Source organism: Microbacterium sp. JB110 (genome assembly GCF_003335195.1).
Taxonomy (GTDB): domain Bacteria; phylum Actinomycetota; class Actinomycetes; order Actinomycetales; family Microbacteriaceae; genus Microbacterium.
The window spans coordinates 144,228-157,521 of record NZ_QPGM01000010.1; the positions used below are offsets into that span (position 1 = coordinate 144,228).

Annotated in this window: 13 protein-coding genes; 8 read left to right on the top strand and 5 right to left on the bottom strand. The window is 67.6% G+C overall.

What is annotated here, in order from left to right; all coding sequences use genetic code 11:
* Window positions 1-3: 3 nt before the first annotated feature.
* The 5 genes from epsC to cysK form a co-directional block, all read right to left on the bottom strand.
* Window positions 4-567, bottom strand: coding sequence for a serine O-acetyltransferase EpsC (gene epsC, locus CIK77_RS16145; RefSeq protein WP_087056393.1), 564 nt, complete (start codon window positions 565-567; stop codon window positions 4-6).
* 91 nt (window positions 568-658) lie between these two features.
* Window positions 659-2,272 carry a GMC family oxidoreductase gene (locus CIK77_RS16150; RefSeq protein WP_087056394.1) on the bottom strand — a complete coding sequence of 538 codons (1,614 nt, stop codon included), beginning with the start codon at window positions 2,270-2,272 and terminating at the stop codon, window positions 659-661.
* Window positions 2,269-3,786, bottom strand: coding sequence for an aldehyde dehydrogenase family protein (locus tag CIK77_RS16155; protein ID WP_087056395.1), 1,518 nt, complete (start codon window positions 3,784-3,786; stop codon window positions 2,269-2,271). The genes CIK77_RS16150 and CIK77_RS16155 overlap by 4 nt, the downstream gene beginning before the upstream one ends.
* A complete protein-coding gene (betT, locus tag CIK77_RS16160) occupies window positions 3,783-5,852 on the bottom strand; it encodes a choline BCCT transporter BetT (protein ID WP_087056607.1) in 2,070 nt (689 codons plus the stop codon). Before betT ends, CIK77_RS16155 begins: the two co-directional genes overlap by 4 nt.
* A 231-nt stretch (window positions 5,853-6,083) precedes the next feature.
* Window positions 6,084-7,022: a cysteine synthase A gene (cysK, locus tag CIK77_RS16165; RefSeq protein WP_087056396.1), complete on the bottom strand. Its 939-nt coding sequence runs from the start codon at window positions 7,020-7,022 to the stop codon at window positions 6,084-6,086.
* Window positions 7,023-7,207: 185 nt separating this feature from the next.
* On the opposite strand from cysK, the gene prmC reads away from it, so the two are divergent.
* The 8 genes from prmC (at window position 7,208) to CIK77_RS16205 (ending at window position 13,269) form a co-directional block, all read left to right on the top strand.
* On the top strand, window positions 7,208-8,104 hold the full coding sequence (prmC, locus tag CIK77_RS16170; RefSeq protein ID WP_087056397.1) for a peptide chain release factor N(5)-glutamine methyltransferase: 897 nt from the start codon (window positions 7,208-7,210) through the stop codon (window positions 8,102-8,104).
* A gap of 79 nt (window positions 8,105-8,183) precedes the next feature.
* Window positions 8,184-8,972, top strand: a complete 789-nt coding sequence (locus CIK77_RS16175; RefSeq protein ID WP_087056398.1) for an L-threonylcarbamoyladenylate synthase — start codon at window positions 8,184-8,186, stop codon at window positions 8,970-8,972.
* On the top strand, window positions 8,969-10,174 hold the full coding sequence (locus CIK77_RS16180) for an MraY family glycosyltransferase (protein WP_087056399.1): 1,206 nt from the start codon (window positions 8,969-8,971) through the stop codon (window positions 10,172-10,174). The genes CIK77_RS16175 and CIK77_RS16180 overlap by 4 nt, the downstream gene beginning before the upstream one ends.
* A complete protein-coding gene (locus CIK77_RS16185) occupies window positions 10,146-10,628 on the top strand; it encodes a hypothetical protein (RefSeq protein ID WP_140403576.1) in 483 nt (160 codons plus the stop codon). Before CIK77_RS16180 ends, CIK77_RS16185 begins: the two co-directional genes overlap by 29 nt.
* A 221-nt stretch (window positions 10,629-10,849) precedes the next feature.
* Complete coding sequence (gene atpB, locus CIK77_RS16190; RefSeq protein WP_087056401.1) at window positions 10,850-11,617, top strand: F0F1 ATP synthase subunit A; 768 nt, start codon at window positions 10,850-10,852, stop codon at window positions 11,615-11,617.
* A 43-nt stretch (window positions 11,618-11,660) separates the two neighbouring features.
* Window positions 11,661-11,900: an ATP synthase F0 subunit C gene (gene atpE, locus CIK77_RS16195; RefSeq protein WP_087056402.1), complete on the top strand. Its 240-nt coding sequence runs from the start codon at window positions 11,661-11,663 to the stop codon at window positions 11,898-11,900.
* 35 nt (window positions 11,901-11,935) lie between these two features.
* Window positions 11,936-12,484, top strand: a complete 549-nt coding sequence (locus CIK77_RS16200; RefSeq protein ID WP_087056403.1) for a F0F1 ATP synthase subunit B — start codon at window positions 11,936-11,938, stop codon at window positions 12,482-12,484.
* Window positions 12,484-13,269: a F0F1 ATP synthase subunit delta gene (locus CIK77_RS16205; RefSeq protein ID WP_087056404.1), complete on the top strand. Its 786-nt coding sequence runs from the start codon at window positions 12,484-12,486 to the stop codon at window positions 13,267-13,269. Before CIK77_RS16200 ends, CIK77_RS16205 begins: the two co-directional genes overlap by 1 nt.
* The last annotated feature ends 25 nt before the right edge of the window (window positions 13,270-13,294 follow it).

Below are 13,294 nucleotides of genomic sequence, written 5' to 3' on the forward strand. Positions count from 1 at the left end.
AGCTCAGATCTGGTACTCGGGGGCCTGAAGGAGAGCTTGGGTGTCGGCGCCGGGCTCGCGAGGGCGGACCTTGGCGGGGATGCCGAGCAGCACGCTGCCTGCGGGGGCGTCGCGGGTGACGACAGCATTCGCACCGACCGTGGAGTTCTCACCGATCGTGACGGGGCCGAGCACCTTCGCCCCTGCGCCGACCGCGACGCCGTCGCCGAGGGTGGGATGGCGCTTCCCCTTCGCGAGGGAGCGGCCGCCGAGCGTCACACCGTGGTACAGCATCACGTCGTCGCCGACCTCGGCGGTCTCGCCGATCACGACGCCTGAGCCGTGGTCGATGAAGAATCGGTGACCGATCGTCGCGCCCGGATGGATCTCGATCCCTGTGATGGCCCGCATCAGCTGCGAACCGGCACGGGCGATGAAGCGGAACCCGCGACGCCACAGCCGGTGATTGATGCGGTGCGCCCAGATCGCGTGCAGGCCGGGGTAGAGCAGCGCGATCTCCACCGCACCGCGCGCGGCGGGGTCCCGCTGCCTGGCGGCGGCGATGTCCTCGCGGATGCCGATTTCCATACCTCGAACCTACCGAACCGGGCAGGGCCCGGGATCGATGTTGCAGATATCGACGCCGGGCCCGTGCGCGGGATCGGGCGTGCCGGATCGATCAGCGCGGGGCGATCTCGTCGACCGGAACGCCGAGACGATCGGCCTTGACGAGGTCGGCGCAGCGCTCACCGATCAGCATCACGGTGATGTTCGGGTTCACCGAGACGATCTCCGGCATCACAGAGGCGTCGGCCACGCGCAGTCCGGAAACGCCCTTGACCCGCAGCTGCGGATCCAGCGGCGACGAATCATCGTCGACGGCGCCCATCCGCACCGAACCGGTGGGGTGATACACCGTGTTGTGGGTCTTCGCCATGTAGTCGGCGATCTCCTCGTCGGTGTTCACGTCGGGACCGGGGAACAGCTCGCGTCCCGTCCACTCCGCCATGGCGGGCTGAGCGGCGATCTCCCTGGCAAGCTTGATGCCGTCCACCATCACCTGCATGTCATGCGGGTCGGTGAAATAGCGCGGGTCGACCTTCGGCTTGTCGCGGAAGTCGCAGGAGCGCAGCCGCACCGTGCCACGGCTGCGGGCGTGCGTGACGTTCGGCGTGAGCACGAACACGTTCTCCGCCGTCGGGTAGCCCTGCCGCAGCGTGTGCATGTCGAACGGCGCCGTGCCGTAGTGGAACATCAGGTCGGGCCGGTCGTCGCCGCGCTCGACGGCAGTGGGCGTTCGGGAGAAGATGCCGATTTCCCACCACTGCGTCGACTCGGTGACCATCGGCTGCTTCGCCTCCCACGAGATCACGCCCTCAGGATGATCCTGCGAGTGCGAGCCGACCCCAGGGGAGTCGACGAGCACGTCGACGCCGACCTCGACGAGATGCTCGGCAGGACCGACGCCGGAGAGCATCAGCAGCTTGGGGGAGTCGATCGCCCCCGCCGAGAGGATCACTTCGCGGCCTGCGCCGATGCGCACCGTGCCGGCGAGGTCGGCCGCCTGCACGTCGACGCCGATTGCGCGCTGATCGTCGTCGAACACGATCCGCTTGACTCGATGCTCGGTGAGGATCGACAGGTTCTCACGCTCGAGCACCGGATGCAGGTAGCTCACGGACGACGACGAACGCACGCCGTCCTCACGTGCGTTGATCTGGAAGAAGTTCGCGCCCTCGACGACCGTGGTGCCGTTGTTGAACTGCATCCGAGGGATGCCGACCTGCTCGCACGCGTCGAGAACGGCAACGCCGCACGGGTCGGTGTCCGGCACCTGGCGCAGCGTGACGGGGCCGTCGTGCCCGTGGTGCGCGCCCGGCTGGTCGTTGCTCTCGAGCCTGTGGAAGTAAGGCAACAGGTTCTCCGACTGCCAGCCGTCCGCACCCATCTCCACCCACTGGTCGAGGTCCTCCGCCGGGGTGTGGAACGCGATGCACGAGTTGTGCGAGGAGCAGCCGCCGAGCACTCTGGCGCGAGCCTGGCGCATGAAGGAGTTGCCGAACTCCTGCTCTTCGATCGGGTAGTCCCAGTCGAAGCCCGACTCGAGCAGTGCCGGCCAGCGGTCCAACTGCAGGATCGCGTCGACGCCGACGTCGCTCGGCCCGGCTTCCAGCAGCGCGACGGTGACGTCGGGGTCCTCCGACAGGCGTGCCGCCACCGCAGCACCGGCAGAACCGCCGCCGATCACGACGTAGTCGTACTCCCCTGGCGCGGGGGTGCTGTGGGCCGTCATGCTCCTGAAACCGTCCCCTCGTCGCTGCTGCGTCGGTCGGCGAACCATCCCGTCACCGCCGGTCGCAGGTTCTGATACACGTGCTTGGCCTCTACGTACTCGCCGAGGCCGGTGGGCCCGAGCTCGCGCCCGAAGCCGGACTGGCCGTACCCGCCCCACTCGGCCTGGGGAAGGTACGGGTGATAGTCATTGATCCAGATGGTGCCGTGACGCAGCCGACCGGCGACCCGCTGGGCGCGGCCCGCATCCTGGGTCCACACGGCGCCGGCGAGCCCGTAGATGGTGTCGTTGGCGATCTCGACGGCCTCGTCCTCCGTGGCGAACGACTCCACCGTGACGGTCGGCCCGAACGCCTCATCCGTGACCGCGGAGGAGCCGCGCGAGACATCGTCGATCACTGTCGGCAGGTAGTACCAGCCGCTGCCGAGGCCATCGCCGTCTTCGTCGGTGGCCTCGCGTCCACCGCAGCGCACGACGGCGCCCTCGGCGACGGCGCGCTGCACGTAGTCGTTGACCTTCGACCGGTGCGCCTCGGAGATCAGCGGGCCGGTCTCCGCATCCGGATCGTACGGACCGCCCATCCGGATGTGCCGCGCTCGCTCGACCAGCGCGTCGACGAAGCGCTCTCTGATCGACTCCTCGACGACGAGCCTGGCGCCCGCGGAGCAGACCTGGCCGGAGTGCACGAATGCGGCGTTCAGTGCGTTGTCGACGGCGGCGTCGAAGTCGGCGTCGGCGAACACGACGTTCGGGTTCTTGCCGCCCAGTTCGAGTGCGACCTTCTTGACCGTCGCCGCGGCGTTCGCCATGATGTGGCGGCCGGTGATGAGACCGCCCGTGAACGAGACCAGGTCGATGTCGGGGTGCGAGCTGAGCGGCTCTCCCGCCGTCGCGCCCGCGCCAGTGATCAGGTTGGCCACGCCCGCGGGGACGCCGACCTCCGTGAGCAGGCCGACGGTCATCATCGCTGTATGCGGCGTGAGCTCGGCTGGCTTCAGCACGAAGGTGTTGCCCGCGGCGAGCGCCGGAGCGATCTTCCACGCTGCCTGCAGCAGCGGATAGTTCCACGGCGAGATGAGGGCGCACACGCCGACTGGTTCGTGCTGCACACGCGAGAGCACGTCAGCCGATCCGGCGTCGACGATCCTGCCGGCCTCGTTCGCGGCCAGCTTGCCGAAGTAGCGGAAGCAGGCCGCGATGTCTTCCATGTCGATGCGCGCCTCGATGATGCGCTTGCCGGTGTCGTCGGCCTCCGCCCGCGCGAAGTCCTCCTGGCGCTGGTCGAGCAGGTCGGCGAAGCGCAGCAGCATGTCGCCGCGCTCCGCCGCGGTCGTCTCGCGCCATGGTCCGGAGTCGAAGGCGCGCCGCGCCGCGGCGATGGCGCGCTCGGTGTCGACTGCCGACGCCTCGGATACCGTGTCGACCAGCCGCCCATCCGCGGGGCAGCGGATCTCACGTGTCGCGTCGTCCGCGGCGGACTGCCAGGAGCCGTCGATGTACAGGGTAGAAGTCATTGCGCGTTCTCCTCGTCCGGGTCCTCCACGGTGGGTGCCGCGGAGCTCTGCAAATACATCAGATGCAGCTCGTAGGCGTCGAGCACGTCGTCGATGAGCTGGCTCTTGGTCCATCCCTCGACGTCGTATCCCTGTGCGCCCTCCGTGAACACCACCTGCATGCGGTAGTACGTCGCGTCGCTCAAGTCGACGCCGGCGTACGAGGGTACCGGCGTCTGCGTGGGAACGAGCTCGTAGCGGAAATCCTCCTCATCGCCGTGCAGAACCACGAGCCGCAGCGATGGCAGGTCGTCTTCGCCGTTCGTATGCTCGGTGAACTGTGTCGTGACGCCGCGCTCGTTGAGCTCCGTCGCGACCTCCGTGAGCGCGGGGCGGCAGGTCTGATCGATGAAGCGCCTGGTCGGGCGCGCTCCGGGGAAGCTGAGCAGCTGGCGCAGGCGCTTCTGCCACTCGCTGCTGCGCCCCGCCAGCCGCGACGGCAGCGCCATCCGGGTGGTGTCCTGTTTGCGAGATTCGCTGCGCAGCGACTTCCAGAACGCGACCATCACGCCGAGGATCACGAACGAGAACGGCAGCCCCATCACCATGGTCGCCTGCTGCAGCGCCCAGATGCCACCGGCGACGAGCATGCCGAGCGTGACCAGGCCGACCAACACCGACCATACGATGCGCAGCCAACTCGGTGCGTCGTCATTGTGTGCCTTCGGGTCGACTGAGAGCTTGGCCAGCACCAGCGCGCCGGAGTCGGCGCTGGTCACGAAGAACAGCATGCCGGTGATCAGAGCCAGACCGATCGTCGCGGGTGCGAGCGGGAACTGCTCGAGCATATAGAACAGGCTGCCCGTCGCGTCGTTCACGCCGAGATCGGCCATCGTCTCGCCAGTCTCGCCGCCGCCCCGGATGATCTCGAGGGTGCTGTTGCCGAAGATCGACACCCACAGCATCATGTACACGAACGGGATCGACATGGTGCCGACGACGAACTGCCGGATGGTGCGTCCGCGCGAGATGCGCGCGAGGAACAGCCCGACGAACGGCGCCCATGCGATCCACCACGCCCAGAAGAACAGCGTCCACAGGTTCATCCACTCGGTGGGCGCCTCGAATGCCATGGTGTCGAGCGTCATCGCCGGCAGCGAGGCGATGTAATCTCCGAGGTTCATCACCAGACCGTTGAGCAGGAACGACGTGTTCCCGGTGATCAGGATGAACGCCAGCAGCACCAGCGCGAGGATCGCCTGGATCTCCGACAGGCGCCGCACGCCCTTGGCGACGCCGGAGACGGCGGACAGGGTGGCCATCACGACGGAGATCACGATCAGTGCGATCTTGAGCACCAGGTCATCGGGGATGCCGATCAGCCCGCTCAGTCCGCGGGAGAGCATCGAGACGCCGATGCCCAGCGTCACGGCGACACCGAAGACCGTGCCCATGATCGCGGCGATGTCGATGGTGTGGCCCCAGCGGCCCCACACCCGGTCGCCGAGCAGCGACTCGAGCGCGGAGCGGATCGACAGCGGCCTGCCGCGGCGGTAGTGGAAGTAGGCGAGTGCGAGGCCCATCAGGGCGTACATGGCCCAGCCGATGTGGCCGTAGTGGAACATCGTCCAGACCACGGCCTCTCGTGCCGCCTCCGTCGTGCCGCCTTCGCCGACGGGAGGCGCGAGGAACTGCGTGGCCGGCTCGGCGACCGCGTAGTACATCAGGTCCGTGCCGATGCCGGCTGCGAACAGCATCGCCGACCAGGTCAGCAGCCCGAAGTGCGGCTTGGAGTGGTCGGGTCCGAGTCGGATGTTTCCCGCGCGGCTCACGGCGACGACGATCACGAACACGAGCACGGCCGCGCTGATCAGGAAGTACCACGGGCCGAACCAGGTCGAGATCCATCCGACGGCCACGCCGATCGTTCCTGATGCATTGGCGGAGCTGACCAGCGTCCAGATGCCGACCGCGAGCACGATCACGGCCGAGATCCAGAAAACGGGTCGATTGACCTTCGATCTGGCAGGCGGGGTCTTCGGAGAAGCGGAGGGGGTGGGCGGGGTGTTCTCTTTGTGCGTCTTCATCTCGTTTCCGTTCATTCGCGAACGCACGTTCCGCGAACTGCCGACGAAAACGGGAACCGTCCCGTCCCGCCCCGTGCCCGCCGGGCCGGCGGAGGAAGGTACGATCGCTCAACACGCTAGCGCGTTCTCAGCGTTTTCGCAGATTCGGCGTTTCGTTCCCTCGAGCCGTCGGCAGCGCGTTCCATGCAGAAGGGCCCGGTTCCAGCTGAACCGGGCCCTTCTGCATGGCTGTCACGCGTCGCGGAGGTGCTCCCACAGGAACGTCGACACATAGCGCTCGCCCGTGTCCGGCACGATCACGACGATCGACTTGCCCGCGTTCTCAGGGCGCCGTGCCACCTCGAGAGCCGCCCATACCGCGGCACCTGACGAGACGCCGGCCAGGATGCCCTCGTCGGAGGCGAGTGCGCGGGCCGTCTCGACCGACTTGTCCAGCGGTGCCGGGATGACCTCGTCGATGACGTCGCGGTCGAGGATCTCCGGAACGAAGTTCGCTCCGATGCCCTGGATCTTGTGCGGGCCGGCCTTTCCTTCGCTCAGCAGCGGCGAGTCGGTCGGCTCGACGGCGACGATCTTCACGTCTGGCTTGCGCTCCTTGAGCACCTGGCCCACGCCCGAGACCGTGCCGCCCGTGCCGACGCCTGCGACGAAGATGTCGACGTCGCCGTCGGTGTCGGCGAGAACCTCCTCCGCCGTGGTCTCACGGTGCACCTTGATATTCGCCTGGTTGGCGAACTGGCTCGCCAGCACCGCGCCCGGCGTCTCGGAGACGATGCGCTCGGCCTCTTCGACGGCGCCGTTCATGCCCTTGGCTGGGTCGGTGAGCACCAGCTCTGCGCCGAAGGCCCGCAGCAGCACCTTGCGCTCGTTCGACATCGACGACGGCATCGCGAGCACGACCTTGTAGCCGCGGGCTGCGCCGACCAGGGCGAGAGCGATGCCCGTGTTGCCCGACGTGGCCTCGACGATCGTGCCGCCCTCGGGGAGCTCGCCCGACGCCTCAGCGGCGTCGACGATCGCGACACCGATGCGGTCCTTCACGCTCGACCCCGGATTGAAGAACTCGAGCTTCGCGAGCACGGTCGCGCCTGCGCCCTCGGTGACGCGGTTCAGGCGCACAAGGGGCGTGCCCCCGAACGTGCTGGTGATGTCTTTGTGGATGCCACTCATCGACAGGCCTTTCGGTCGGGAACGTTGTGGCCACACTACGGCGCACCCGCTGCCCTGGGGCGAAAATGACGTAACGGATCGTCAAACAACTCCGCATGGGGTTCATTCCGGTTCGGTATCGGCTCGCCGAGACGGGCCGTCCCGTGACGCCGGCGTGACCGAGCACCGGTAGCGTTGAGCCGCCTATGCCGACACCAACTGCCTCCCTCACCACGGCGATCCCGCTGCGCGACGCCCTCCGTTCCGCCGCAGAGCGGCTCGCCTCCGTCGGCGTGCCAGATGCGCAGGTCGACGCCGAGCTGCTGCTCGCGCACCTGCGCGGCACGAGCAGGGGCGAGGTGCAGGCTGCAGGAATCCGCGGCGACATCCTCGAGATTCCGCAGGCCGAAGCCTTCGGCCGCCTCGTCGCGCGCCGCGCCACTCGCGAACCGCTGCAGCACATCACAGGGATCGCCGCCTTCCGCGGGCTCGAGCTCGCGGTCGGCCCCGGCGTCTTCGTGCCGAGGCCGGAGACCGAGACGGTCGCCGGCCTCGCCGTCGAAGCGCTGCGCGCAGCGGCCGAACCGGAGCCGATCGCCGTCGATCTGTGCACGGGCAGCGGGGCGATCGCGCTGTCGCTGGCGACCGAGGTGCCGCATGCCGCCGTGCACGCCGTGGAGATGTCGGTCGACGCCTATATGTGGGCCAAGGAGAACGTCTCGCGCACCGGGGCGCAGAACGTCTCGCTCGTACTCGGCGACGCGGGAGAGGCAGCGACGCTGGCCGAGCTGGCGGGGCGCGCAGCCGTGATCGCCACGAACCCGCCGTACGTTCCGGATGACGCCGTTCCGCGCGATGACGAGGTGCGGCTGCACGACCCGCACCAGGCGCTGTACGGCGGTCAGGACGGCCTCGACGTCGTGCGACGCATCAGCACAGCGGCCATGGCACTCGCACGCACCGGCGGCACGATCGTGATCGAGCACGGCGAATGGCAGGGCGAACCCGTCCGCGCCGTGCTCGCCGCCGACGGCTGGCTGACCGCGGCCACGCACCAGGACCTCACCGGGCGCGACCGCGCGACCACCGCCGTCCGGCCCTGAGGCCCCTCGCGCGGATCGCGGTGCCCCTGGCCGCGTCTGACAGGCGTTCCGCGGCGCCGCCCAGTAGACTGACCGCGCTATGAGCTCGCTTTTCGAATGCGCAGATGAGTCGCAGCTGCTGACGGGGATGCGTCATGCGCGACAGGCGATCGCGCGTGGGCAGCTGGTCGTCCTGCCGACCGATACGGTCTACGGCATCGCGGCGGACGCGTTCAGCCCCGTCGCCGTCGCCGGTCTGCTCCAGGCGAAGGGCCGCGGTCGCCAGCAGCCGCCGCCCGTACTGGTGTCAGGCCCAGACGCGATGCGCGCGCTCGTCGAAGCGGTGCCGGATGAGGTGCAGACCCTCGTCGAACGGTTCTGGCCGGGCGGTCTCACGATCGTGCTGCCGTCGCAGCCGTCGCTGTCGTGGGATCTCGGTGACACGGAGGGAACCGTCGCCGTGCGCATGCCGGACCAGCGCATCGCTCGCGAGCTGCTCGAGGAGACCGGGCCGCTGGCCGTGTCGAGCGCGAACCTCACGGGGAAGTCGGCGGCGATCAGTGCGCACGACGCGCAGCGGATGCTGGGCGACTCCGTCGCGGTCTACCTCGACGACGGCCCGTCGAGCACGGGCATCGCCTCGACCATCATCGACGCGACAGCACTCGTCTCGCAGACCGGCGACGAGCGGGTCGTGCGCATCCTGCGCGACGGTGCCGTCAGTCGCGAGGAGCTGGCCGAGGTCCTGGGCGATGCGCTCGAACCGGCACCGGACGAGCCGACGGGCGACCCGCACGCCCACGTCGCACCCCGGCCTCCCGTCGATCCCCGCGCGGCATTCGCCGACGCACTGAAGAACGCGCAGGACGAGGCACAGGGGAGCGCGTGAGGCAGTACGTCTTCACGCTGATCCTCACGGCGGCCGTCACCCTCGCGCTGTCGTGGGGCGTGTGGCGGCTCAGCCTGCGCTTCAAGCTGTATCCGGGCATTCGGGAGCGCGACGTGCACACCACGCCAACGCCGCGCCTGGGCGGCATCGCGATGTTCCTCGGCATCGTGTTCGCGCTGATCGTCTCGTCGGCCAATCCGTTCTTCGAACTGATCTGGGTGGATCCCGCGCTGATGTGGTCGCTGCTGGGCGCCAGCGCACTCATCGTCGTCGTGGGCGTCGCGGACGACCTGTGGGATCTCGATTGGATGATCAAGCTCGCCGCGCAGTTCCTCTCGGCGGGGATCATCGCGATCGGCGGCGGTCTGCAGGTGTACGCCCTGCCGCTCGGCGATCTCACGGTGTGGTCGAGCTGGGTGAGCATCGCACTGACGATGTTCTCGATCGTGATCGTGATGAATGCGGTCAACTTCATCGACGGCCTCGACGGGCTCGTCGCCGGCACCTGCCTGATCGCGAACGGCATCTTCTTCGTCTACTCCTACGTGCTGGTGCGCGACACCGGCGCGAGCACCTACTTCAACCTCGCCACGCTCATCGCCGTCACGCTGATCGGCGCGTGCGCGGGGTTCCTGCCGATGAACTGGAACGGTGCCAAGCTGTTCATGGGTGACGCCGGCGCCCTATTGCTCGGCTTGCTGATGGCTACGAGCGCGATCGCCATCACCGGCCAGCTCGATCCGGCGCTGCTCGACCCTGAGACGATCGGACGCTCGCAGCTGGTGGGTGCGTTCCTGCCGATCCTGCTCCCGCTCGTCGTGGTGCTGCTGCCGCTGCTCGACTTCGGTCTCGCCGTGGTGCGCAGGCTCGCTGCAGGCAAGTCGCCGTTCTCCGCCGACCGCAAGCATCTGCACCACCGCATGCTCGACATGGGGCACTCCGACAGAGGCTCCGTGCTCATCTTCTACGCGTGGACGAGCATCGTCGGTCTCGCCGTGCTGCTGATGTATCTCGGTGCGCGCGAGGACTGGCCCGGCGAGTACCGACCAGGGATCGCCTTCGGGGCGATCGGAGTCGTCGCCTGCCTCGTGGTCACTTTCCTTCCCGATCGCCGGCCGTCCGACTCGGCCGGCCGTAGAGTCCCTCCCCGCACCCGACCCCTGCTGAGGCCTGATGTCACCGCGCAAGACCATCTCAAGTAACCCGACTTTCCGTCTCGGGCTGATCTGGACGATCGTGGCGGGCGCCGCAGTGCTCGTCCTCTCCTCGATAGTGGGTTGGATCGTCTCCGGAGCCCCCGGACTCGGCAGCGGCGCGCTCGGTGCCGGGATCGGCATCCTGTTCCCGATCATCACCGTCGCGACCCTGCTGTTCGGCAATCGCTGGTACGGAACGCCATCGTTCCTGACGATGTTCTTCGCAGTGAACGCCGGGTCGTTCCTCGTGAAGATCGTCGTGTTCATGATCGCGCTGAACATCGTGTTCGGGCTGCCGTGGGTCGACCGAATCGTTCTGTACGGGGCGCTCGTGGCTGCCGCGCTCGCCTCTCTCGTCGTCGATGTCATCGTGGTCGCACGGACCCGCATCTCCGGCGCGAGCGACGTCGCGCTGCCAGAGCGCGGCGAAGGGGACGAGCTGCCGGAGGAACGCGATTGACACCTGAGGAGCGCGGCAGGTCCGCAGATCCCGAGAGGCTCTGCGGAGAATCGATTTCTACACAGTGTCAAACATGATCCGATCCTTTGGTAGTGTTGACCCGTTACCGCGACGGAACGCCTCGCACAGTGCTGTGGGTCCGCGGGGAACGAACTTCTGAACTCATTCACCGCCCGATCTTTGCCGGGCGAGAACTTGGAGCCACTGAGTTGACTCACGCGATGACGATCGTCCGGATGGCGGAGTTCCATGGCCCGGACATCGCGGACTTCTTCCCGGAGCCACTGTTCGGCGTTATCACCCGGATCAACATCGCGCAGCTGCTCGCGACTGCTCTCCTGGTCCTGATCCTCGTTCTCGGCACCCGTCGGCTCACAGTCGTGCCAGGGCGCTTCCAGAGCGTGATCGAGCTCGGGTTCGGATTCGTCACCAATGGCATCGCATACGACCTGCTGGGGAAGAAGGACGGCAAGCGCTTCCTGCCGCTTCTTCTGACGATCTTCTTCGGGATCCTCTTCCTGAACCTCACGGGAATCGTCCCTGGGATCAACATCGCGGGAACGAGTGTCATCGGCGCGCCGCTGGTCTTCGCCGCCGTCGCATACGTGGTGTTCATCTATGCGGGCATCAAGAAGCACGGTGTCTTCCGCTTCTTCAAGAACTCGCTCGTGCCAGGCGGCGTGCCGATCCTCCTCGCGCCGATCATCGCGATCATCGAGCTGATCTCGACTTTCGTCGTCCGCCCGGTCTCGCTCACCCTGCGACTGCTGATGAACATGATGGTCGGGCACTTCATGCTCGTGCTGTTCTTCTCCGCGACGAACTTCTTCTTCTTCAGCTTCAACGGGTTCACGGCGCTGTCGGCGGGAACCTTCGCTCTCGGGATCGGATTCACACTCTTCGAGGTGTTCGTCGCCTTCCTGCAGGCCTATGTCTTCACCATCCTCACCGCGGTCTACATTCAGCTGTCGCTCGCGGACGAGCACTGACGGTCAGCTAACCGGCTGACCGCCCTACGAAAGGAAATATCCAGTGGACGCAACGACGGTTCTCGCAGCCATCGAGGGAAACATCGCCACCGTGGGTTACGGCCTCGCGGCGATCGGTCCGGCCATCGGCCTGGGCATCCTCTTCGGCAAGGTCATCGAGTCGACCGCTCGCCAGCCCGAGCTGGCCGGAAAGTTCCAGCAGACCATGTGGATCGGTCTCGCCTTCATCGAGATCCTCGCCTTCATCGGCATCGCCACACCGTTCATCTTCGCGGCCGTCTGATCCACGTTCCGCGACCTCAGAGATAAGGAGACAGGATGCAGAATCTTGTCACTGTCGCGGCGGAGCCGGCGTCTCAGAACCCGCTGATTCCGGCGCTGTACGACATTGGCTGGTCCGCACTGTGTCTCGTCATCATCCTGCTCGTCGTGTGGCGCTTCGCTCTTCCGCGCGTCACGAAGATGCTCGATGAGCGCTCCGCTGCCATCGAGGGGAACATCGAGAAGGCCGACGCCGCGCAGAAGGAAGCCGAGGCTGTGCTCACGGAGTACAACAAGCAGCTTGCCGACGCGCGTCGCGAGGCCGGCGAGATCCGCGAGTCGGCTCACGGCGACGGCAAGAAGATCGTCGCCGAGGCGAAGGCCCAGGCCACTGCAGAGGCGGAGCGTGTGATGACTTCCGCACAGACTCAGATCGAGGCCGAGCGGCAGTCCGCCATGGTCTCGCTGCGCACCGAGGTCGGCGGGATCGCACTCGATCTCGCGGGCAACGTCATCGGCGAGTCGCTGAGCGACGATCAGAAGGCGCAGTCGGTGGTCGACCGCTTCCTGGCTGACCTCGAGGCATCCGAGAAGGCGGCGAAGTAATGGGCAGCGCGACCACTCAGGCACTGGCATCGACCACCAGCGTGCTCGACGCGCAGCAGGTCGACGCCGGCACGGCGCGCGACCTGTTCGCTGCCGCGCGCACGGTTGCCGGCTCGTCGCAGCTGGGGGCCGCGCTGACCGAATCCGGCGCAACGCAGGACGCCCGTTCCGCGCTCGTCTCCGACGTGTTCGAACAGTTCGGCGACACCGCCATGGCGGTGCTCACCGCTGCGGTGCGCGAGCGCTGGTCCTCGGCGGCCGACTTGGTCGACGCCATCGAGGAGCTCGCGATCCGTGCGGCGGCGAAGGCTGAACCGTCCGACGACGTCGCCGGCGAGCTGTTCGACATCTCGCGCATCGTGTCAGGCAGCCCGGAACTCGAGCTGACGCTCGGCAGCACTCTCGGCGACCCGGCCGCGAAGGCGGCCATGGTCGAGAAGCTGCTCGACGGCCAGGCCAGCGGCGCCGCAACGCTGATCGTCACGGAGCTCGTCCACGCGCTCCGCGGGCGCAGGGTCCGCGGCGTGCTGAGCGACGCGATCGACGTGGTCGCGAAGCAGGCAGGCCGTACCGTCGCGACCGTCACGACGGCGCGACCGCTCGGCTCAGCGCAGTCGGAGCGCCTGCGGGCGTCGCTGGCTCGCACCTACGGTGGCGACATCGCGCTGAACCAGATCATCGACGCCGGCGTGGTCGGCGGCATCCGGGTGCAGATCGCTGACGACCTGATCGACGGCAGCCTCTCCACGCGACTGAACGACCTGCGCCAGAAGCTGGCCAGCTGACACGACTTCCCGCGCATCGCGGAGG